Origin of the sequence: Spongiactinospora sp. TRM90649, assembly GCF_029382225.1 — a bacterium.
Lineage (GTDB): Bacteria > Actinomycetota > Actinomycetes > Streptosporangiales > Streptosporangiaceae > Spongiactinospora.
In genome coordinates this window covers 91,021-111,269 of the sequence record NZ_JARLTC010000027.1, presented here as the reverse complement: position 1 = coordinate 111,269, position 20,249 = coordinate 91,021, and the positions used below count along the sequence as shown (strand labels likewise).

At 71.1% G+C, this 20,249-nt stretch carries 22 protein-coding genes; 12 read left to right on the top strand and 10 right to left on the bottom strand.

What is annotated here, in order from left to right; genetic code table 11:
• Nucleotides 1-8: 8 nt before the first annotated feature.
• The 3 genes from P3X83_RS28050 to P3X83_RS28040 all read left to right on the top strand — a co-directional run bounded on the left by P3X83_RS28050 (nt 9) and on the right by P3X83_RS28040 (nt 1,672).
• Nucleotides 9-302 (top strand): nuclear transport factor 2 family protein, encoded by a 294-nt coding sequence (locus P3X83_RS28050; protein ID WP_277308237.1) that lies wholly within the window; start codon nt 9-11, stop codon nt 300-302.
• A 66-nt stretch (nt 303-368) separates the two neighbouring features.
• The gene (locus P3X83_RS28045; RefSeq protein ID WP_277308236.1) at nt 369-1,193 is read left to right on the top strand and encodes a phosphotransferase; all 825 of its coding nucleotides are present in this window, start codon (nt 369-371) and stop codon (nt 1,191-1,193) included.
• 95 nt (nt 1,194-1,288) lie between these two features.
• Nucleotides 1,289-1,672: a RidA family protein gene (locus P3X83_RS28040; protein ID WP_277308235.1), complete on the top strand. Its 384-nt coding sequence runs from the start codon at nt 1,289-1,291 to the stop codon at nt 1,670-1,672.
• Between the two features lie 3 nt (nt 1,673-1,675).
• On the opposite strand, the gene P3X83_RS28035 is transcribed toward P3X83_RS28040, so the two are convergent.
• From P3X83_RS28035 to P3X83_RS28020, 4 genes are all read right to left on the bottom strand, one after another.
• Complete coding sequence (locus P3X83_RS28035; RefSeq protein WP_277308234.1) at nt 1,676-2,329, bottom strand: response regulator transcription factor; 654 nt, start codon at nt 2,327-2,329, stop codon at nt 1,676-1,678.
• Nucleotides 2,326-3,441 carry a histidine kinase gene (locus tag P3X83_RS28030; RefSeq protein WP_277308233.1) on the bottom strand — a complete coding sequence of 372 codons (1,116 nt, stop codon included), beginning with the start codon at nt 3,439-3,441 and terminating at the stop codon, nt 2,326-2,328. Before P3X83_RS28030 ends, P3X83_RS28035 begins: the two co-directional genes overlap by 4 nt.
• Before the next feature lie 29 nt (nt 3,442-3,470).
• Nucleotides 3,471-4,301, bottom strand: a complete 831-nt coding sequence (locus P3X83_RS28025; RefSeq protein ID WP_277308232.1) for a hypothetical protein — start codon at nt 4,299-4,301, stop codon at nt 3,471-3,473.
• Nucleotides 4,302-4,489: 188 nt separating this feature from the next.
• Nucleotides 4,490-5,590: a serine protease gene (locus P3X83_RS28020; RefSeq protein WP_277308231.1), complete on the bottom strand. Its 1,101-nt coding sequence runs from the start codon at nt 5,588-5,590 to the stop codon at nt 4,490-4,492.
• Nucleotides 5,591-6,022: 432 nt separating this feature from the next.
• On the opposite strand from P3X83_RS28020, the gene P3X83_RS28015 reads away from it, so the two are divergent.
• The 3 genes from P3X83_RS28015 (at nt 6,023) to P3X83_RS28005 (ending at nt 8,918) form a co-directional block, all read left to right on the top strand.
• Nucleotides 6,023-6,928, top strand: a complete 906-nt coding sequence (locus P3X83_RS28015) for a hypothetical protein (RefSeq protein WP_277308230.1) — start codon at nt 6,023-6,025, stop codon at nt 6,926-6,928.
• A gap of 55 nt (nt 6,929-6,983) precedes the next feature.
• The gene (locus P3X83_RS28010; protein WP_277308229.1) at nt 6,984-7,940 is read left to right on the top strand and encodes a zinc-binding dehydrogenase; all 957 of its coding nucleotides are present in this window, start codon (nt 6,984-6,986) and stop codon (nt 7,938-7,940) included.
• Nucleotides 7,941-8,030: 90 nt separating this feature from the next.
• Nucleotides 8,031-8,918: an oxygenase MpaB family protein gene (locus tag P3X83_RS28005; RefSeq protein WP_277308228.1), complete on the top strand. Its 888-nt coding sequence runs from the start codon at nt 8,031-8,033 to the stop codon at nt 8,916-8,918.
• Between the two features lie 141 nt (nt 8,919-9,059).
• On the opposite strand, the gene P3X83_RS28000 is transcribed toward P3X83_RS28005, so the two are convergent.
• From P3X83_RS28000 to P3X83_RS27990, 3 genes are all read right to left on the bottom strand, one after another.
• On the bottom strand, nt 9,060-9,845 hold the full coding sequence (locus P3X83_RS28000) for a PadR family transcriptional regulator (RefSeq protein ID WP_277308227.1): 786 nt from the start codon (nt 9,843-9,845) through the stop codon (nt 9,060-9,062).
• Nucleotides 9,842-10,720, bottom strand: coding sequence for a DUF4097 family beta strand repeat-containing protein (locus P3X83_RS27995; protein WP_277308226.1), 879 nt, complete (start codon nt 10,718-10,720; stop codon nt 9,842-9,844). The genes P3X83_RS28000 and P3X83_RS27995 overlap by 4 nt, the downstream gene beginning before the upstream one ends.
• A gap of 110 nt (nt 10,721-10,830) precedes the next feature.
• On the bottom strand, nt 10,831-11,013 hold the full coding sequence (locus P3X83_RS27990; RefSeq protein ID WP_277308225.1) for a DUF6104 family protein: 183 nt from the start codon (nt 11,011-11,013) through the stop codon (nt 10,831-10,833).
• A 149-nt stretch (nt 11,014-11,162) separates the two neighbouring features.
• On the opposite strand from P3X83_RS27990, the gene P3X83_RS27985 reads away from it, so the two are divergent.
• From P3X83_RS27985 to P3X83_RS27970, 4 genes are all read left to right on the top strand, one after another.
• Nucleotides 11,163-11,387: a hypothetical protein gene (locus tag P3X83_RS27985; protein WP_277308224.1), complete on the top strand. Its 225-nt coding sequence runs from the start codon at nt 11,163-11,165 to the stop codon at nt 11,385-11,387.
• A 174-nt stretch (nt 11,388-11,561) separates the two neighbouring features.
• Nucleotides 11,562-11,735 carry a hypothetical protein gene (locus P3X83_RS27980; protein ID WP_277308223.1) on the top strand — a complete coding sequence of 58 codons (174 nt, stop codon included), beginning with the start codon at nt 11,562-11,564 and terminating at the stop codon, nt 11,733-11,735.
• A gap of 8 nt (nt 11,736-11,743) precedes the next feature.
• Nucleotides 11,744-12,367, top strand: coding sequence for a TIGR00645 family protein (locus tag P3X83_RS27975; protein ID WP_277308222.1), 624 nt, complete (start codon nt 11,744-11,746; stop codon nt 12,365-12,367).
• Between the two features lie 206 nt (nt 12,368-12,573).
• Nucleotides 12,574-12,708, top strand: a complete 135-nt coding sequence (locus tag P3X83_RS27970; protein WP_277308221.1) for a hypothetical protein — start codon at nt 12,574-12,576, stop codon at nt 12,706-12,708.
• 69 nt (nt 12,709-12,777) lie between these two features.
• Here the strand turns inward: P3X83_RS27970 and P3X83_RS27965 are convergent, their stop codons facing one another.
• Together P3X83_RS27965 and P3X83_RS27960 are read right to left on the bottom strand one after the other, a co-directional pair.
• Nucleotides 12,778-16,491, bottom strand: coding sequence for a multifunctional oxoglutarate decarboxylase/oxoglutarate dehydrogenase thiamine pyrophosphate-binding subunit/dihydrolipoyllysine-residue succinyltransferase subunit (locus P3X83_RS27965; protein ID WP_277308220.1), 3,714 nt, complete (start codon nt 16,489-16,491; stop codon nt 12,778-12,780).
• A gap of 202 nt (nt 16,492-16,693) precedes the next feature.
• On the bottom strand, nt 16,694-17,362 hold the full coding sequence (locus tag P3X83_RS27960) for a phenylalanine--tRNA ligase beta subunit-related protein (protein WP_277308219.1): 669 nt from the start codon (nt 17,360-17,362) through the stop codon (nt 16,694-16,696).
• Between the two features lie 170 nt (nt 17,363-17,532).
• On the opposite strand from P3X83_RS27960, the gene P3X83_RS27955 reads away from it, so the two are divergent.
• Entirely contained in the window at nt 17,533-18,096 is a 564-nt protein-coding gene (locus P3X83_RS27955) for a winged helix-turn-helix domain-containing protein (RefSeq protein ID WP_277308218.1), read from the top strand.
• A complete protein-coding gene (locus tag P3X83_RS27950) occupies nt 18,093-19,421 on the top strand; it encodes an MFS transporter (RefSeq protein ID WP_277308217.1) in 1,329 nt (442 codons plus the stop codon). The genes P3X83_RS27955 and P3X83_RS27950 overlap by 4 nt, the downstream gene beginning before the upstream one ends.
• Here P3X83_RS27950 and P3X83_RS27945 read toward each other — a convergent pair.
• Nucleotides 19,339-20,229, bottom strand: coding sequence for a glutathione S-transferase C-terminal domain-containing protein (locus tag P3X83_RS27945; RefSeq protein WP_277308216.1), 891 nt, complete (start codon nt 20,227-20,229; stop codon nt 19,339-19,341). The genes P3X83_RS27950 and P3X83_RS27945 overlap by 83 nt on opposite strands.
• Nucleotides 20,230-20,249: the final 20 nt, after the last annotated feature.

Here is a 20,249-nt window from a genome sequence, read left to right as displayed (position 1 = left end):
CGTCGCGAGTGGGCCGCTCCTGCGTGGCCGCGGAGGTGGTGCTGACGAGCGAGTCGGGGGAGCGGAGCCTGACCGGCGAGGAGTTCGCCGACCTGCTGCGCCGGAACGTCACCCGGTTCGAGGCCACCCAGCACCTGGTCGCCGGCCACCAGGTGGATCTGGAGGGAGACGGCTCCGCCCGCTGCCGGGCGAGCTACCAGAGCCACCTCGTCATGGACGGTGACCGGTGGGTGCACGCGGGGCAGCAGGAGGTGCGGCTCCACCGCACAGGGGGGAGTGGCGCATCGCGGCGGCTACTTTGACGCGGGCTTGGGAGCGGGGGGAGCGGCCGGCCATCGTGTGACGCCGTCGGGAGTTAGGCTGCGGGCGTGATCGACCGGGTTGAGGTTGTGGTGGGGCGGTATCTGCCGGGCTATCGGGTCAGGTCCGTCGTGAAGCTGGGTGAGGGGCTCGACAACCTCGCCTATGAGGTGAACGGTGAGTTGGTCGTCCGGGGGAGCAGGGAGCCGGACCCGGAGGCCATCCGGCGGGAGGCCGAGGTGCTCGGGGCGCTCCGGGAGTGGGCCACGCTGCCGGTGCCCGAGCCGGTGTTCGCCGCCCCCGAGGCCGGGTTCATCGCGTACGGCAAGCTCCCCGGCACCCCTCTGCAGACCGCGCCCCTGACCGGGCTCGGCGACCTCGCCGCCCCGCTCGGCGAGTTCCTGGCCCGGCTGCACCGCGCGCCGATCCCCCTGCCGGAGGACCGCCACCCGATGGAGGAGTGGCTGGCGGAGGCCGAGGGCCACTACCGCAAGATCGCCGGCCACCTGCCCGCCAGCGCCCGCCGTCCGGTGGAACGGTTCCTGCAGAGCGCGCCCCCGGCGGAGCCGGAACGCCTGACGTTCTGCCACAACGACCTGGGCGCGGAGCACATCCTGGTCGCGGACGGCGCGATCACCGGGGTGATCGACTGGACGGACGCCGCCCGTGCCGACCCGGCCGTGGACTTCGCGCTGATCCTGCGTGACCTGGGGCCGGGTGTGTTCGAGAATAGCCTCGCGCACTACGACGGCGAGTGGGACGGCGCGGCGTCCGAGCGCGCCGCCTTCTACGCCCGCTGCGCCCTGCTGGAGGACATCGCGTACGGGCTGGCCGAGCCGTCCGCCGCGAGGTACGCGGACGCGGGCATCGCCCACCTAGCACGGACCTTTTGAGCGCGGACCGAAAATCGGGTGCGCTTCGGCGAGGGGTTCGACATGGTGGGCTGAAACGTATGACACAGGGGGTTTCATTGGGGAAGCGGATTATCGTGCCCGGGTTGTTTCCGCCGCCGGACTACGCGCACGCGGCCATCGTCGAGGCCGGGCGGCGGCTGGCGTTCATGGCGGGGTCGGTGCCCCTCGACGCGGACGGCGGGCTGGTCGGCGCCGGTGACTTCGAGGCGCAGACCCGGCAGGTCCTCGCCAACCTCGTCGAGGCGCTCGAAGCCGTCGGCGCGGACCTGACCGACGTGGTGGCATCGACCGTCTACGTGGTCGCCACCGAGCCGAAGGACCTCAGCACGGTCTGGGAGATCGTCCGGGTGTCGGGCCTGGAGCGCGGGCCGCACACGTCCACCCTGCTGGGCGTGTCCTGCCTGGGCTATACCGGCCAGCTCGTCGAGATCACCGCCGTGGCGGCCCTGCCGGACTGACGCCTACGGTTCCGCCAGCCGGTGCCGGTAGGCCCAGATCACGATCTGCACCCGGTCCCGCAGCCCGAGCTTGAACAGCACCCGCCCGACGTGCGTCTTGACCGTCCCCTCCGCCAGGTACAACCGCGCGCCGATCTCGGCGTTGGACAGGCCCCGGGCGACGAGCAGCAGCACGTCGCGCTCCCGCTCGGTCAGCGGGGCCAGCGGGTCGGGGCCTCCGGCGGCCGGCAGGGCGGGCGCGACGTGGTCGAGCAGACGCCGGGTCGTGGACGGCGCGATGACGGCGTCGCCCCGGTGCACGACCCGGATCGCGGTCAGCAGGTCCTCGGCCGGGGCGTCCTTCAGCATGAACCCCGAGGCGCCCGCGTTGAGCGCGGCGAACGCGTACTCGTCCAGGTCGAAGGTGGTGAGCACGAGCACGCGTGGCGACGGGCCGGGGCCGGACAGCAGCCGCCGGGTGGCCTCGACACCGTCCATCCGGGGCATTCGCACGTCCATGAGCACCACGTCGGCGGGGACGGCCGCGAGGAGCGCGACGGCCTCCGCGCCGTCGGCGGCCTGGCCGACGACCTTCATGTCGTCCTGGGAGTCGATGACCATGACCGTCCCGGTGCGGACGAGTTCCTGGTCGTCGGCCACGAAAACGCGAATGGTCATGGCTGTATCCTCGTGGTCCTCGCGGGGATGAGAGCGGTGACGGCGAAGCCGCCGTCCGGTCCGGGGCCGGTGGCCAGCGAGCCGCCGACGGCGGTGAGACGCTCGCGCATGCCGATCAGCCCGAGACCTCCGGCGGGATCCTTGACGCCCCGGCCGTCGTCGCTGATCCGCACGCGCAGATCGTCGTCCGCCCAGTCCAGTTCGACGGCGGCGCGGGCGCCCGCCCCGGCGTGCTTGACGACGTTGGTGAGGGACTCCTGCACCAGGCGGTAGACCGCGAGCCCGGCGGCGGGACTGAGCGGGCGGGGATCGCCGCGCTCGGTGTGCCGTACGTCGAGGCCGGCGGCGCGGACCCCGCCGATCAGCGCGGGAAGATCGCTCAGCGCGGGTGCCGGCCCGGTGGGCGCGGGGGAGCGCAGCAGGCCGAGCAGGCCGCGCACGTCGTTGAGCGCGTGCCGGCCGGTCTCCTCGATCGCGGTGAGCGCGGCCGGGGCGTGCTCGGGGGCGTAGCGCCCGCCCTTGGCCTGGCTGACGATGACCGACAGGCTGTGCGCGATCACGTCGTGCATCTCGCGGGCGATGCGGGTCCGCTCGGCGAGGACGGCGAGCCGCGCCCGCTCCTCGACCACCGCCACGTATGCGAGCTGCGTGCGGCGGAACATGCCCATGCTCCACGCGGCGGCCACGACCGCCAGCAGCAGCGCCGGCACCAGCACCCGGTCCGGCTCGATCCGGGCGGCGACGACGCTCTCGTCCATCGAGAGGCGCCAGGTGACGACCGCCGCGCCGATCGTGCCGGTGACGGGCGCGGCCCAGCGCACGCCGTACGCGGTGACGGCGTAGACCGACATCGGGAACACCAGCGCGGAGGGCATGATCATGAACAGGCCGGTCGTCGCGGCCTGCGCGGCGAAGGCGGCGCAGATCACCGTGTGCGAGAGAAGCGGACGGCGGCGGCGGTACGCCAGCGCGACGTGCGCCACGACCGCCGCCGTGATGGCCGCCACGGCCCGGCCGTCGGGCATGGACAGCGCCGCCACGACGACGGACAGGGACAGGAGTGGGACGCCGCTCACGAAGGCGAGCAGCAGGTCCGTCCGATCCGGGAGCATATGCGGGAGCGTAGCCGGGCCGGTGACCGTCACCTCCGGCCGAGTGCGGCGGCGCCCAGCGCGACACCGAGCAGCAGCCACGATCCGTAGACCAGCCCGACCATGGCGGCGGATCCGGAACCGAACTCCACCGGCCCGTCCGTCATGCCGGTGAGCTGGGACAGCGTGCCGAAGACGGCGAGCGCGCCCATGCTGACCAGCGCCGCCGCGGCCACCCACGCCGCCACCAGCAGCAGCCGTCGCGGGACGGCTCGGCCCCAGTCCTGCACCAGCGCCAGGGACAGGACGGCGAGCCCGCCCAGCGTGATCAGCTCCATCGCCGGGAAGCCCTCGTGGTAGACGGCCGGGCGAGCGGTGGTCCCGCCGAGGGACCAGTAGAGCTTCAGCAGCGGATAGGGGAAGCAGAGCGCGAAGGCGGCGTAACCGGGCCAGGCGGTGGTACGCGGGGCGCGGCGGGCGGCCAGCAGGACCGCCACCGTTGCCGCGGCGGCGGCCAGGCTGAGCGCGCGGGTGAGCGCGCCGGGCCAGTCCACCTGGGCGAACGTTCCTGCGGGGATGCCGGTGACCCAGAAGAACGCCCGGAAGGCGTCGAGCACCACGCCACCGGCGGACCACAGCAGCAGTGCCACCGCCGTCCACCCGGCGACGAGCCCCCAGGCGAGGCGGGGGCCGGGCGGGCGCGCCCCGGAGACGGCGAGGATGCAGAGGACGGCGAGCAGCGACGCGACGACCGTCGCCCACGCGGGCGCGAAGCCCCGGTCGTAGTCGAGGCCGCCCGGCAGCACGGCGGCGAGCGGTACCGAAAGGCACGTCGCCACGGCGGCCCCGAGGGCGAGCCGGGGCGGTGAGATGAAGGCCATGCCACGACAGTGGCCCGGCGCACCCGCCGCCCGCGTCCGCACCCGGTCTCGCGATGCACGACCTGAGGGGTATTGACACGAACCGCCAAAGCGAAAGGGGTCCGGTGAGGAAGTCCGGGCCCCTTTCTTTCGGGCTTTGGGTCAGGAGGACGGCCGAATGGCCTGACGGCCGCCCTCGCCCGAGGTGGCTACTTGGTCCAGCGGTTGGCCGCCTTCTTGTAGACCTGGTAGGTCTCGCCATTGAAGTACGGCGAGGAGATGTGGTCGTAGCGGTCGTTCTTGTCGGTGTCCCAGGCGATGCTGTTGACGCCGATCAGGTAGCCGCTGCGGCTGGAGTTCTTGTAGCTGTAGAGCATCGGGCCGCCGCTGGCGCCCGCGGTGAACGCGCACTTGAAGCCCACGTGCTCCTCGACCCGGTAACGCGGGGCGGCGGGCATCGGGCCGGTCTTGCCGTAGCACCACTTCATGGTCCGGCCGGTGTAGGGCTTGTCGCCGTCCGGGTGCGGCCCGGCGGGGTAGCCGAAGGAGAAGACCTGGGCCTTGGTGCTGCGGTTCCAGGTGAATCCCTGGCCGCCGACGTTGTCACCCAGCCGCCCGGCGTTGGTGATCTCGTCCGGCACCCAGTCGCCGTTCGGCTTCTTCTTCCACTTGATGTTCAGGCCGCTGTGGACGTTGACGAAGGCGTAGTCGAAGTCGTAGTCCTCCTTGACCACGAAGTCCTCGTGCGCGTTGAACTGTTCCGCGACGTAGATGCCGTACGGCGTCTTGCCGTTCCAGACCTGGTCGCCGTCCCAGTACGCCGGGACGAAGATCCAGTTGTCGTAGAAGGTGTTCTTGGTGGTGTCGTAAACGCAGTGCGCCGAGGTGGCGACCAGGTTGCGGTACTTGCCCTGGACCGAGGTGGCCGAGCAGTACTTCCAGCTCGACGCCTTCTTCGGGTCCTCGCCGGGCAGGGTGAAGAACACCCGGCCGACCGTGTTGGGCAGGTTGACCTGCTTGCTCTTACGAGAGGTCGCCTTCTCGCCGCCGGTCGGCGGAACGGTGCCCGCCGGGCCGTCGGGGGTGGCCTTCTGCGCGCCGCCCGTGCCCTTGACGCTGACGTCGAGGTCGTGGGTGGCGTCCTTGGCGGCCCGCAGCCGTGCGGGCGACCAGAACTTGATGGCCTCTTTCGGTGAGGCCGACGCCGCGCGTGAGACGACGTCGCCGGGGGCCAGTTCGGCACTGGCGCCGGTCGTGGTGGTGACGCCGATCATTCCGGTGGCCAGCAGCGCACCGGAGAGGGGGATCATGAGGCGCCTTGCTCGGGAAAACAATGGAGCTCCTTTCGTTTCTGCGCGCTGAGCGGGACTTCTCAGCCGTAAAAACGATCGGAACGCTAACGGACCCGATCTCCCCGGCGCCGCTTAACCAACCGGAAAGCTATCGCCGATACGCGTCTGTTATGGATATACCATTAATGAATACATGGCGAGGCGGTATAACGGCAGGTGGAAGCGGATGCGGAGAATGCCGAAACGGGCATTGGAGACCTGTTTTCCGTCGCATATCTCACGCCACAAACGCATCAAGCGGAACGGGCGTGCCGCCGGTGTGGTTGTGAAGTTGTGACCTTCGGCGGCGCGGTTCGCCGAGCTCAGGGGTTGCGCACGGGGCGCGGCTGAACTGAACTTGCCCTACGAGCACCCGTCGGCCAGGCGCGTGCCGTACCGTACCGCGATGAGGTGGCCGGGCAAGTGATCGACGGCGGCCGGAACGACGTCATCGAGTCAGGGCCGCGCAGGCGCTGGAGCGGCCTGGTGGTCACCGGGGTGCTCGTCGCCCTGGTCGGCATCCCCGTGGTGGGACTCCTGGCGAACCGCGAGCCCGCCGAACCGCCGCCGCAGCCCTCCCGGCCACTGCCCAGCTCGCCGGCGCCGGTCTCCGAGGAGCGTCGGGCCAACTACCTGCTGCCCAAGACGTCCCGCTCGGGAGACCGCAGGATCCTGCACGTCACCTTCCCGGACGGCACGCGCGCCCGCGTGAGCTACCCGGCGGGCGTGACGCTGGCCGAGTTCGGCGTCCGCCCCGCGATCGGGGTCCGCGCGGTCGAGGGCGGTCCGATCTACCCGCTCGTCGCGCCGCTCCTCGGGCAGAACGGCTCGTCGGCGGGCGGGCCGATGCTGCGGCGGCTGACCGACGACGTCGGACTGTGGCCCAAGCGCGCGGTACGCGGGCGCGGCTACCTCATGGTGTTCGACTTCGGGAAGTGGACGATCTCGCTCAGCGACCCGATCGAGGGCGGGCCGACCTTCGAGCAGCGGATGGACCTGGCCCAGCGGCTGCACGGCCGTACCGACAAGCGCGGGTACCTGGTGCTGCGCGCCGGCGACCCGGTCAGACTGGCCCGGCCGGACGAGCTGATCGGCAGCGTCACGTTCGGCCCGCAGCTCTGGTTCGGCGGCGGCACCCGTCCGCTGGTCGTCTTCGTGCTCAGCCCGGACTGTGGGGCCGACTCGCCCGCCCCACCGCGCGTGGACGCGCGGCGTTACGTCGCCGTGGCCTGCAAGGGCGACGTCCAGGTGGCGGTGGTGTCGGGCCGCGAATACGCCGACCGGCTGCTGAGCGGCCTCCGGATCGAACTGATCTGACGGCCACCGCCGCCCGCGCCGGGGTGGCTCCGAGGGCGAGGGGTAAGGTGCGGCCATGTTCGCCGTTACCGCAACGCAGACCGATCCCGACAACCCGCTCGCCGGACTGACGCTCGGCGACCACCCCGATCCGAAGGTCCCCGACGGCTGGACCACGGTGACCGTGAAGGCCGCCGCGCTCAACCACCACGACCTGTGGACGCTGAAGGGCGTGGGGATCCGGCAGGAGCGGCTGCCGATCGTGCTCGGCTGCGACGCGGCGGGGCTGGACGAGAACGGCAACGAGGTGATCGTCCACTCGGTGATCGGGGAGGGGCCGGACGAGACGCTCGACCCCAAGCGGTCGCTGCTGTCGGAGGTGCACGACGGCACGTTCGCCGAGCTGGTCGCGGTGCCCCGGCGTAACCTGGTGCCCAAGCCGGCCGCGCTGTCCTTCGCCGAGGCCGCCTGCCTGCCGACGGCATGGCTGACCGCCTACCGGATGCTGTTCGACAAGGCCGCGCTGGAGCCGGGTTCCACGGTGCTCGTGCAGGGCGCGGGCGGTGGGGTGGCCACGGCGCTGATCGCGCTCGGCCGGGCGGCGGGCTACCGGGTGTGGGCCACCAGCCGGTCGGCGGACAAGCGGGAACGCGCCCTGGAGCTGGGCGCGGACCAGGTCTTCGAGAGCGGCGCGCGGCTGCCCGAGCGGGTGGACGCGGTCATGGAGACCGTCGGCCAGGCGACGTGGTCGCACTCGCTGAAGTCGCTGCGGCCGGGCGGCCGGATCGTGGTGTCCGGGGCGACCAGCGGCCAGGCCCCGCCCGCCGAGCTGAACCGGGTCTTCTTCCTGCAGCTCTCGGTGATCGGCAGCACCATGGGCGACCGCGACCAGCTCGCCCGGTTGGCGATGTTCCTCCAGCAGACGGGCGTGCGCCCGGTGATCGACCGCGCCATGCCGCTCGCCGACGCCCGCGACGGCTTCGCCGCGATGGCCGAGGGTGAGCTGTTCGGCAAGGTGGTCTTCACCCTCTGATATCAGGTAAAGCGCACACCAGCGGGGCTGGCCGGGGATCGACCTCCCCGGTGGTACAACCGAAGAGAGGCACCATCCTGGAGGTCGCCCATGGCAGCTCCGCACCCCAGGCAGTCCACGCCGCCCCCCGAGCCCTTCGGGCCCGGGTCGCTGCTGTGGGAGGGGATGGGCGACGTCCGGCTGATGTTCCTGCTCGGCGGGGCGCTGATCATGCAGGTCATGCACCCGGCCGTCGGCGCGGCTGTGGGGGAGCGGTCCGTCTACCGTGACGACCCGTGGGGACGGCTGACCCGCTCGCTCACCTCGTTGCAGAAGTGGGTGTACGGCGGGCCCGCCGCCCTTGAGGAGGGCCGGCGGCTGCGGGAGCTGCACCGGGGGTTCAGCGGCACCGACGAGCGGGGCCGGAGGTACCACGCGCTGAGCGCCGAGCCGTACGCGTGGGTGCACCTGACCGCGTTCGAGCGTTCGGTCACCGCCGCCCGCTACTTCGGCGAACCGGTGGACGGCGAGCGCCAGCGCCGGATGTACGACGAGATCCTGCGGCTCGGCCGCATCCTCCAGGTGCCGGAGCGGATGCTGCCGCCGACCGTCGAGGACTACTGGCGCTATTTCGAGGACATGGTGGCCGGGACGCTGGAGGACCACCCGACCGCGCACGACGTGCTCGACGTGGCGCGGGGGGTCGGGCCGCCGCCGATGCTCCCGGCCGTGTTCGCGCCGCTGTGGCGGCCGTTGGGGCTGACCTCGGGGCGGGTCAACCAGTTCGTCACGATCGGTACGTTGCCGCCCGCCGTCCGCGCCAAGCTGGGCCTGGACTGGTCGGCGCGCGACGAGCGGCGGCTGCGGGCGCTGGGCCGCGCGGTGGCCGCGCTGGCGCCGCGCCTGCCGGAGCGGATCAGGTATCTGCCGATCGCCTATCACGCTCGCCGGGCCGCGCGCAGCCGCGCCCGCCTGGAGCAGGCACTGCGCGCGGCCTGACCCGCCTCCCGCCGTGCGCCTCCTGCCGCGGCAGGAGTCCCGCTTCCTGTCGTGGCGGCGGCGACAGGGCCTCGCCCGCCTCGGGAGCGGTGGGCTGGGGGGCCGAGCCGAGGATGGGGAGGCGCAGGCCGCCGAGGATCATCATCGGAGTACGTCGCGGATCCGGTCGCCGGCCTCGGCGATGATGGCGCGGCACCGTTCCACGGCCTCGTCGGTGAGCGCGGCCCCCGCGGCGTCCTGCCTCACGTGGGCGACGAAGTCGGCCAGCGCCTCGCCCAGCTCGCTGTCGAGGTCGGCGCGGCGGCCGGAGTCCTGGGCGCCCCCGAAAACGGCCCAGGCGTCTCCCCAGATTCGCCGCCACTCGCCGGACCAGCGCTCGCCCTCGTCACGGAGGTTGCGCGCCTGCCTGCGCCACTCCTCGCCGTGCTCCTTGGCCATCCGCTGCCACTCTGCCTGCTGCTCCTTGCGCATCCGCCGCCACTCGCCCTTCTGGCCGGAGAACCGGTCGCGGGCGTCCGCCTTCCCCTCGGCGCTCTCCCGGCGCACGTCGCGGGCCATCTGGGTCAGTTCCTCGCGCAGCGACTTGACCGTGTCGCGCACGTCCTCCTTGACCTCCCTGGCGATGTCCTTGACCGACTGGGAGATCTCGACCTCCAGCTCGGCGATCTCGTCCATCCGCGCGGCCAGCTCGGCGCGCCCGCGGTCGGTCAGCGAGAAGACCTTCTTGCCCTCGACCACCTCGTGGGTGACCAGGCCCTCGTCCTCCAGCCGGGCCAGGCGCGGGTAGATCGTGCCGGGCGAGGGGGAGTAGACGCCGAGGAACCGGTCCTGCAGGAGCCGGATCACCTCGTAGCCATGGCGCGGGCTCTCCTCCAGCAGTTTCAGCAGGTAGAGCCGCAGCCGGCCATGGCCGAACACGGGACTCATCGCGCGTCCTCCTCGTTCTCATCGCCGTCGCGCAGGGTGTCGCCGCTCAGGAAGTCGCCGCGGATGATGTCGTCCTCGTCGCCGCTGTCGCGGGCCAGCAGGGTGATGTCGCCGGAGACGGTGGTCGCCCCGAGCGAGGCCATGCCGCCGCCCAAACGGCCCTGCAGGGATTTGGTGCCGGGGTTGTGCTTCACGTTGAGCTCGGGGAAGCCGCTGTCGAGCCGCCCGGAGGTGGATCGCAGGGTGACGTCGGAGTCGACGAGGCGCGGCACCCGGACCACGATGGGGGCCGAGACGCTGTTCAGCGTGACGTGGCCGGTCGGGGCGAGGCCGAGGTCGGCGGTGATCCGGCCGCTCACGGTGTTGGCCCGCAGCCTGCGCGGACGCCCGTCGGCGACGGTCAGCTCACCGGAGACGCTGGTGAACGACAGGTCGCCGGTGAGGTTGCGGCTCTCGACGGCGCCGGAGACGGTCTCGGCGGAGATGTCGCCGCTGACGCCGTCCAGGACGATCTCGCCGGACACGCTCTTCACGCGGGTGCGCTCGACGAAGCCCGCCACCAGGGCGGAGGCCGAGATGACCCCGACGTTGACCGGGCAGGTCTTGGGGACGGTGATCGTCACGTTGCTGATCCGCTTGCCGGGGCGCAGCCAGCCGAGCAGGCCCTCCCAGGTGAGATCACGGTAGGCGATGGAGAGCACGCCGTCGTCGTCGTGCGTGACGATCAGCGGGGGGTCGCTCACTTCGGTGACTTCGAGGCTGGGCGGGCCGTCGCTGGCCAGCACCGCCAGGCGGCCGGCCACGATGCGCACGTTCAGCCTGCTGACCGGGCCGAAGGTGAGCTGCTCCGGCCGGTCGATCGTCCAAGAGGGCATGGCCCCGGTTCCCTTCGTACGCGACACTGGCTTGCACCTGCTACAGACACGATATGTCGCGTCTGCCAAAAGTCAAGATGTATCGCGTCTTGGGCCGAAGTCGGCCGGGGTTATTCGTCGTCCTCCGCGTCGTCGAGCCGGGCCAGCCAGGTGGCCAGCCGCTCTACCGGGATCTCGAAGCCCGGGTTGAGGTCGACGAACTCGCGCAGCCGCTCGGCGAGCCAGGCGACGCTGACCTCTTCTTCTCCGCGACGCTCGACGAGCTCCTCGATGCCGCGATCGGTGAAGTACATCATCCTCCTCCAGCTAATCCCGCTAAAAGTAGCAGTTCACGCATGAATCCCAATATCGGATTGCCCGAAAACGCTGAACCGTACGTTACTGATCCCATACCCTGGGTAGTGGAAGAAGAGGCGCTCATTACATGATCCAGGAGGTTCCCATGCGCCGCGTTGCCCGACTGTTCGCCGTCGCCGCGATCGCCGGAGGTCTGCTGTCCCTCGGGTCGGCGGCCTCCGCCGCAGTCGTCCCCGCCGTCCCCTCGCCCACCGATGCCGTGACCTGCCTCGTGCACACGGCGACCGATCCCGCCGCCCTCCTCGACCCGGCCGCGCTCGCCACACCGGCCGAGGCCCCCGGCGTGGCCTGTCTGCAGCCCGCTCCCTGAACGAGGCTGTCGCGGACGGCCGCCGGGTGGCGACACCCGGTGGCCTTTGGCGTATCCGACGCCCGTTCGCGAGCCGCAGGCGGCCGATCTTCGAGTGCCCAAAGGTTTTGGACAGCACATGACCGGATACCCAGCGTTCTACATCTGCCCCCCAGCGTAGTCATAGGAGTCACCGTGCAAATCCGTGCCGTGATCGTGGCCGCCGCGGCGACGGCCGCCCTGACCCTCGCCGCGACCGCCACCGCCTCCGCCGCGCACGCCGTCCCCAGGGTGAGCGACCCGGTCGGCTGGCTCATCGTCGACCTGCTCGTCGAGCAGCCCACGATCAACGTCATCCCGCCCAAGTAAGCCGTGCCGTGCTCTCCCTTCACTCGGTGCCCCGGGTGTCCTACGCCCACGAGAACGCCCGTAGCCGATTGGGCTACTTCATGTTCTTCAGCCGGTGGATCCAGGCACCGCTCTATCTAGGCCTCATCGTCGCCCAGGTGGTCTACGTCTGGCGCTTCATGCTCGAACTGAAGCACCTGATCATGCTGGGCTTCGGCGGATACGCCGCCGAGACCACGATCATGCTGATCGTGCTCGCCCTGGTCGACGTGGTGATGATCTCGAACCTGCTGATCATGGTGATCATCGGCGGCTACGAGACCTTCGTCTCCCGGCTTCGTATCGAAGGGCATCCCGACCAGCCGCAGTGGCTGTCCCACGTCAACGCCAACGTGCTCAAGGTCAAGCTGGCGATGGCGATCATCGGAATCTCGTCCATCCACCTACTGCAGATCTTCATAAACGCGGGCAGGCCGGCCGTCACCGACAGGGAACTGCTATGGAAGACACTCATTCACCTGACCTTCATCCTCTCGGCCGTGGCGCTGGCCCTGATCGACAGGTTCATGCAGGGCGGCAGGCCCGAGCACGCCGGCGGCAGCAGGGGCGTGGCCGAGCAGGCCGCGGGAAGCCAGGACCGGCGCATCGCCTGACCTGGCGCGGGGCGGTCATCGGGCTCCTGCTCGCCGGTGGCCTCGCGTACGTCGTCCCGGCCTGGGCCACGCTCACCGTCAACGTCGGCGCCCAGCCGATCCGCGTCCTCGGCGCGGCGCCGCCCCCGGCGCAGCCGGAGACGGCCGAGGCGCCAGAAGAGCCCGAGGCGGTTCCGCCCGCCCCGGGCCCCTCGCTCATCGGCAACGTGGTCATCTTCAACGACGAGATCGTCGAACCCACCTCGCTGCCGGTGACCAACTGCGGGCCGCTGGTGGCGCTCGGCGACGGCAACCGTGCGCAGTGCGACGGCGCGTCCCGGGTGTCCGACGACGACGCCTGAACCGGGCAGCACCCCGAAAACGGAAAGGCCCCCGGAGACCGGGGGCCTTTCCTTCTCAGCGATCAGGGGCTATCCGAAGACGCCCTCAAGGATCGTCTCCAACTCGTGATCGTGCGACGCGTGCGAACCGGTCGCGGGCGAGGAGTTGGGCTTGCGGGAGACCCGGCGCAGCGTGCGTCCGCCCAGTGCCTCGGGGTTCTCCGCGAGCTTGAGAGTGAGGTACGGCCACGGCCCCATGTTGACCGGTTCGTCCTGCACCCAGACCAGCTCGGCGTCGGCCGGGTAGCGGGACAGCTCGGCCTGAATCTCCTCGGTCGGGAACGGGTAGAGCCGCTCCAGCCGGAGCAGCGCCACATCGCCGCGCCCCCGCTTGTCGCGCGCCGCCGCCAGGTCGTAGTGCACCCTGCCGGAACTGATCGCGATCCTGCGGACCCCCGCCGGATCCACGCCCGCGTCACCGAGAACCGGGCGGAAGGAACCGGAGGTGAACTCGCCCACCGCCGAACTGGCCGCCTTGGCCCGCAGCAGCGACTTCGGCGTGAAGATCACCAGCGGACGGCGGCGGTTCGACAGCACCTGCCAGCGCAGCAGGTGGAAGTAGTTCGCCGGAGTGGACGGCTGGGCGACGGTCATGTTGTCCTGCGCGCAGAGCTGCAGGAACCGCTCGATCCTGGCCGAGGAGTGGTCGGGACCCTGGCCCTCGTAGCCGTGCGGGAGCAGCAGCACCACGGAGGAGCGCTGACCCCACTTCTGCTCACCGGCCGCGATGAACTCGTCGATGATCGTCTGGGCGCCGTTGACGAAGTCGCCGAACTGCGCCTCCCAGGCCACCAGGGCGTCGGGACGGACCACGCTGTAGCCGTACTCGAAGCCCATCGCCGCGAACTCGCTGAGCAGCGAGTCGTAGACGTAGAACTTGGTGATGCCCTGGTTGAACGTCTTGAGCGGGGTGTGCTCCTCGCCGGTGACCCGGTCGACGAGCACCGCGTGCCGCTGGCCGAACGTGCCGCGCCGGGAGTCCTGGCCGACCAGGCGCACCGGGTGGTTGTCGATCAGTAGCGAGCCGAACGCGAGGGTCTCGCCCATCGCCCAGTCGATGGTCTCCTCGGCGACCATCTTGCCCCGGCGCTGGATGACCGGCGCCAGACGCGGGTGGACGGTGAAGCCCTCGGGCAGGTTGAGCTGGGTCTCCACGACCCGCTTGACCGTCTCCTCGGTGATCGCCGTGCTCGTGTCGTCGTGCGACCACGGCACGACCTCGGGGTCGGCCGGACGGTGGAACTCGCCGGTGTCCTCCTTGAGGGCCTCGCGGGTCTCGGTGAAGGCCTGCTCCAGCCGCGCCTGGTAGTCGCGCAGCGCCTGCTCGGCCTCCTCCACCGTGATGTCGCCCCGGCCGATCAGCGCCTCGGTGTAGAGCTTGCGGGTGGACCGCTTGGCGTCGATCAGGTCGTACATCAGCGGCTGGGTGAAGCTGGGGTTGTCGGTCTCGTTGTGGCCGCGCCTGCGGTAGCAGACCAGGTCGATCACGACGTCCTTGCGGAACGCCTGGCGGTACTCGTAGGCGAGGCGTCCGACGCGGACCACCGCCTCCGGGTCGTCGCCGTTGACGTGGAAGATCGGCGCCTGGATCATCCGCGCGACGTCGGTCGCGTAGACCGACGAACGGGACGAGGCGGGCGAGGTGGTGAAGCCCACCTGGTTGTTGACCACCACGTGCACGGTGCCGCCGGTGCGGTAGCCGCGAAGCTGCGACAGGTGCAGCGTCTCGGCCACGACGCCCTGCCCGGCGAAGGCGGCGTCGCCGTGCACCAGGATCGGCAGCACGGTGAAGCCCTCCTCACCGCGCTCCAGGATGTCCTGCTTGGCGCGGACCACGCCCTCCAGGACGGGGTCGACGGCCTCCAAGTGGGAGGGGTTGGCGACCACGGAGGTGACGATCTTGCGGCCGTCGGGGGAGACGAAGTCACCCGTCGAGCCCAGGTGGTACTTCACGTCGCCGGAGCCGTGCGCGCTGCGGGGGTCGAGGTTGCCCTCGAACTCGCCGAAGATCTGCCCGTAGGACTTGCCGACGATGTTGGCCAGCACGTTGAGCCGGCCGCGGTGCGCCATGCCGACGACGGCCTCGTCGAGGCCATCGGCCGCCGCCTCGCTGATCACCGAGTCGAGCAGCGGGATCAGCGACTCGCCGCCCTCCAGCGAGAACCGCTTCTGGCCGACGAACTTGGTCTGCAGGAAGGTCTCGAACGCCTCGGCGGTGTTGAGCCTGCGCAGGATGTGGAGCTGTTCCTCGCGGTCGGACTTGGCGTGCGGCTTCTCCACGCGCTCCTGGATCCAGGCCCGCTCTTCGGGGTTCTGGATGTGCATGTACTCGATGCCGGCCGTACGGCAGTAGGAGTCGCGCAGCACGCCCAGGATCTCGCGCAGCTTCATCAGCGGCTTGCCGCCGAAGCCGCCGGTCGCGAACTCGCGCTCCAGGTCCCACAGGGTCAGGCCGTGCGACTGGATGTCGAGGTCGGGGTGCTTGCGCTGCTTGTACTCCAGCGGGTCGGTCTCGGCCATCAGGTGGCCGCGCACCCGGTAGGCGTGGATCAGCTCCAGCACCCGGGCGGACTTGGCGACGTCGTCGTCGTGGGTGGCCGAGATGTCGGGCACCCAGCGGACCGGCTCGTAGGGGATCCGCAGCGCCTCGAAGATCTCGTCGTAGAAGCCGTTCTCGCCGAGCAGGAGCTGGTGGATCCGGCGCAGGAACTCGCCCGACTGGGCGCCCTGGATGATCCGGTGGTCGTAGGTGCTGGTCAGCGTGATGACCTTGCTGACCGCCAGCCGCGCCAGGGTCTCGGTCGAGGCGCCCTGGTACTCGGCGGGGTACTCCATCGCGCCGACGCCGATGATCGTGCCCTGACCGGGCATGAGCCGGGGCACCGAGTGGACGGTGCCGATGGTGCCCGGGTTGGTCAGGCTGATCGTGGTGCCCGCGAAGTCGTCGATGCCGAGCTTGCCGTTGCGGGCCTTGCGGACGATCTCCTCGTAGGCCATCCAGAACTGCCGGAAGTCCATGGCCTCGGCGGCCTTGATGGACGGCACCAGGAGCTGGCGCGTGCCGTCGGACTTCTGCACGTCGATGGCCAGGCCGAGACCGACGTGCTCCGGCTTGATCAGCGCGGGCTTGCCGTCGAGTTCGGCGTAGGAGTAGTTCATGTCCGGCATGCCGGCCAGGGCCTTGACGATGGCGTAGCCGATCAGGTGCGTGAACGACACCTTCCCGCCGCGTCCGCGCAGCAGGTGGTTGTTGATCACGATCCGGTTGTCGACCAGCAGCTTGGCCGGGACGGCGCGCACGCTGGTCGCCGTCGGCACGACCAGCGACGCCTCCATGTTGGCGGCGGTGCGGGCGGCGGCGCCGCGCAGGCGCACCTCCTCGGCGCCGGCCGGGGCGGCCGCCTGCTTGGCGGGTGCCTTGGCCTCCTGCTTGGCGGGCTCCTTCGCGGGGCCCTGCTTGGCGGCGGGCTCGCGAGGAGCCGCCTTCGCCGGTGCGGGAGCGGTTGCCGGTGCCGCGGCCGGTGGTGTGGACGGTGCCGCGGTGGCGGCCCCGTTCCCCGTGCTGGGGGCCGTGGGAGTCGCCCGATTCGGCCCATAGTCGGGGTTGTAGTCAGCGAAGAAGTTCCACCAGGCACGGTCTACTGACTCTGGGTCCTGGAGGTACTTCTGGTACAGCTCGTCGACAAGCCACTCGTTTTGCCCGAAGCTTGCCAGCGGGTTTGACCGCGACGACTCAGACGACACGGCGGAAATCGCCCTCTTCCGCAGATCGGCGTTGATGTTGTTGATGGTTGAGGATCCTGTCCAAGGTTACTCGCCCATACCGGCGGAAGATGCAGCCCCGGACAGCTCCCAGCCCCGATCCTCCCAGGACCGTCCGAACTCGTCACGTGGAGGGGGTCGGTCTGGGGGGTCTACGCCTGATCACCCGATGGTCATGTAGAGGTTACCCCATGGCCAGAAGTCTGTCCTCGAAGCTCGCGGAGGGCGAGATCCGCCGCAGCAGCGCGGTCAGCTCCCGTCCGGCCGCCGCCAGCTCGTCGAGGCGCATCGGGGCCAGGCGTTCCAGGATGAACAGCGCGTCGGTGGTTTCCTCGGTGATGCGCGTGCGGACGCACTGCCGCCAGTTCCAGCGGCGGCAGGTGACGCCCAGGTCGTCGCGCCACACCACCTCGCCGATCTCCGGGTGGTCCACGATCTCTTCACCGGAGGCCGTCGTGTCGAACGGCTCGTCGCCGCTCGCCCGCACCAGCCGCGCCGGGCCCTGGTAGCGGCGCAGGTCCTCACCGCCGATCGGCAGGGCGTGCGCGACGCTCACCGCGTTGTAGGCGTCGACGACCAGGTTGATCTCGGGCAGCGGGGCACGTCTGATCAGCGCGTCGACCGAGGGGCGGGTGCGCTGCGGTTTGGCGCCGAAGTCGCGGTAGGCCGACCGCCACGCCTCGATCCGCTCGTGCTCGGGCCCCACGGCACGCCCGGCCGCGTCGGTCAGCCAGGCCCGCGAGCGATCGTCGGACGGGCCGTTGCGCAGCCCCCGCACCACCATGAGCAGCACCGCGAAGTCGGGCCGCAACTCGCGTACGGCCTCGTCGATCCAAACGTCGTCGATTCGCACTCGCCTCACTCTAGCGAGATGAACCCGGGTGAACCGATCGCTCGCGGATTACGTGCCAGGGATGGGCCCGTCGGCCGACCGGGGGGACGGCCGACGGGCTGGGAACCCTATGTCCGCTGATCGCAAAGAAATGTTTGCAAAACTTCCTTTGCGATCGTACGCTGCCGATCGTGAAAGAGACCTTCCGCGTCACCGATCCCGGCGTCCTGAAGGGCGTCGCCCACCCGCTGCGCCTGCGGCTGCTCGGCCTGCTGCGCTCCGACGGCCCCGCTACCGCCTCCGAGCTGGCCAGGAAGGTCGGGGAGAGCTCCGGCCTGACCAGCTACCACCTGCGGGAACTGGCCAGATACGGCTTCATCGAGGAAGACCCCGAGCGCCGCGACGCCCGCGAGCGCCGCTGGCGGTCGGTGCACCGCTACACCTCCTGGGACAACGCCGAGATGGCCGCCACTCCCGAAGGCAGGGAGGCCGTGGCCGCGCTCCGCGAACGCCAGGTCGAGATGCTGATCCGCGCCGCCGCCGAGTTCGACGAGGCAGCCGGCTCCTGGGACGTGGAGTGGGTGGAGGCGGCCGGCATCAGCGACGACATCACACGGCTCACGCCCGCCTCGGTCGGCGAACTGTGGGAGCGTTTCGAGGCGATCCTGCACGAGTTGGCGGCCCGCGACGCCGCCGACCCCGCGGCCGAGCAGGTCGTCGTGCACTACTCCGCGTTCCCCAGAAGGCCGTCGTGAGCGCGGCCGTGAACGCCCCAGTGAACGCGGCCTCCGCGCGCCGCCGCTATGTGCTGGTCAGCGCCCTGACCTGGTTACCCCCCGGCCTGATGATGGCCCCGATGGTGCTGCTGATGGCCGGGCGCGGGCTGAGCCTGGCCCAGATCGGGCTCACGATGGGCGCCTACGCCCTGGTCGTGGTGCTGCTGGAACTGCCCACCGGCGGGCTGGCCGACGTGCTCGGGCGGCGCTGGGTGCTGGCCGCGTCGGCGGCGATCGGCGTGGCCGGTTACACCACGCTGGCCCTGGCCCACTCGCTTCCGGTGTTCGTGCTGGCCGCCGTGCTCAAGGGGGTGGCGAGAGCGCTCTCCAGCGGTCCGGCGCAGGCGTGGTACGTGGACACCCTGCACGCCGGGGAGGGGCCCGACGCCGACCTGAAGCCGGGGCTGGCCAGGGGCGAGTCGATGGGGTCGGCCGCGCTGTGCGCGGGAGTGCTGGTCGGCGGCTTCCTGCCGCTCGCGCTGGGCGGGGTGGTGGCCGAGCCGCTGGCCGTGCCGGTGCTGCTGGCGGCGGGCGCGTCGGCCGTGCTGTTCGCGGTGGCACTGGTGGCGCTGCCCGAGCCGCCGCACGAGCGCCCGAGCCTGGCCGAGGTGGTGCGCGACGTGCCGCGCACCGTCGCCGCGGGGGTGCGCCTGGGGGCGCGCGACGCCGTACTGGCCCGGCTCCTGGGCGTCAGCGTGGCCGGTGGCGTGACGCTGTGCTCGATCGAGCTGCTCACCCCGATCCGGCTCGCCGAGCTGGCGGGCGACGCCGGGGCGGGCGGCACCGCCTACGGGGTGGTCACCGCCGTGGGCTTCGCGGCCAGCGCGGTGGGCAGCGCGGTGGCCCCCGCCGTGGCGCGGACGGCGGGCGGCTCCGCGCGCGGTGCGATGGCCTCCGGGATCGTCGCGGTGCTGGCCCTCGCCGGGCTGGCCGCCTCGGCGGCGCTGCCCGCTCCCGCCGGAATGGTCGCCACGGCGGTGGCCTACCTCATGCTCTTCGTCGGGTTCTCGGCGAGCGCGCTGCTGCGCGCCGAGCTGATGCACGGCCGCGTGGACCGCCGCCAGCGGGCCACCCTGCTGTCGGTGGACTCGCTGGCGCTCCAGGCGGGCGGGTTCGCCGCCAACATCGGGCTGGGCGTGCTTGCCGGGACGGCCGGCATCGGCGCCGCCTGGGCGCTGGCCGCCGTGGTGCTGCTGGCCGTCCTGCCCCTCTACGCCGGGATCAGCCGCGTCCGTGCCGCGACTCCCAGTCGAGCTCCGGCCCCACCGGGACGATCCGGCTCGGATTCACGTCCACCTGGGTGATGTAGTAGTGCCGCTTGATCTGGTCGAAGTCGGTGGTCTCGCGGAACGCGGGCCGCTGGTAGAGGTCGCGGGCGTAGGCCCACAGCACCGGATAGTCGATCAGCCGCCGCACCGCGCACTTGAAGTGGGAGTGGTAGACCGGGTCGAAGCGGGCCAGTGTGGTGTAGATCCGCACGTCGCTCTCGGTGATCTCGTCGCCGTGCAGGAACCGCTGCCCGGAAAGGCGTGACTCCATCTCGTCGAGGGTGGCGAACACCCGGCCCGCGGCCTCCTCGTAGACCTCCTGCGAGCGGGCGAACCCGGCCTCGTAGACGGCGTTGTTCAGGCCGTGGAAGAGCCGGTCGTTCAGCTCGTCGATCTGGGGGCGCAGCGCGAGGGGATAGAGATCGGGCGCGCCCTCGGCGTGCAGCGGGGTCAGCAGCGTCTCGAAGTCGAGGGTGATGCGCGGGTAGTCGTTGGAGATCAGGCGCTTCTCGCGGACGTCCCACACGCAGGGCACGGTGTAGCGGCCGTCGAACGACGGGTCGCTCGACAGGTACAGCTCCGAGAGGTATTCGGCCCCGGTGACCGGGTCGCCGCCGGGGAAGCGCCAGCCCTTCTCGTCGCGGATGGGATCGACGATGGTGACGCCGACGGCCTCCTCCAGCCCGAGCAGCCGCCGCACGATCAGCGCCCGCTGGGCCCACGGGCAGGCGTAGGAGGCGTAGAGGTGGTAGCGGCCGGGCTCGGCGATCTCGACGCGGCCGGTGAACCGGTTGGGCTGCCTGACGAAGCGCCCGTCGGATGCGATCTCACGTCCCATCTTCATGGCTCACCAGCCTACGCACA

Bases quoted from the DNA above. Each gene is read 5' to 3' on its own strand.
- P3X83_RS28005 (WP_277308228.1), top strand. From the start codon at position 8,031: ATGGCAGCTCCGCACCCCAGGCAGTCCACGCCGCCCCCCGAGCCCTTC.
- P3X83_RS27995 (WP_277308226.1), bottom strand. From the start codon at position 10,720: ATGCCCTCTTGGACGATCGACCGGCCGGAGCAGCTCACCTTCGGCCCG.
- P3X83_RS28020 (WP_277308231.1), bottom strand. From the start codon at position 5,590: ATGATCCCCCTCTCCGGTGCGCTGCTGGCCACCGGAATGATCGGCGTC.
- P3X83_RS28025 (WP_277308232.1), bottom strand. From the start codon at position 4,301: ATGGCCTTCATCTCACCGCCCCGGCTCGCCCTCGGGGCCGCCGTGGCG.
- P3X83_RS27985 (WP_277308224.1), top strand. From the start codon at position 11,163: ATGCGCCGCGTTGCCCGACTGTTCGCCGTCGCCGCGATCGCCGGAGGT.
- P3X83_RS27945 (WP_277308216.1), bottom strand. From the start codon at position 20,229: ATGAAGATGGGACGTGAGATCGCATCCGACGGGCGCTTCGTCAGGCAG.
- P3X83_RS28035 (WP_277308234.1), bottom strand. From the start codon at position 2,329: ATGACCATTCGCGTTTTCGTGGCCGACGACCAGGAACTCGTCCGCACC.
- P3X83_RS27990 (WP_277308225.1), bottom strand. From the start codon at position 11,013: ATGTACTTCACCGATCGCGGCATCGAGGAGCTCGTCGAGCGTCGCGGA.
- P3X83_RS28010 (WP_277308229.1), top strand. From the start codon at position 6,984: ATGTTCGCCGTTACCGCAACGCAGACCGATCCCGACAACCCGCTCGCC.
- P3X83_RS28030 (WP_277308233.1), bottom strand. From the start codon at position 3,441: ATGCTCCCGGATCGGACGGACCTGCTGCTCGCCTTCGTGAGCGGCGTC.
- P3X83_RS28000 (WP_277308227.1), bottom strand. From the start codon at position 9,845: ATGAGTCCCGTGTTCGGCCATGGCCGGCTGCGGCTCTACCTGCTGAAA.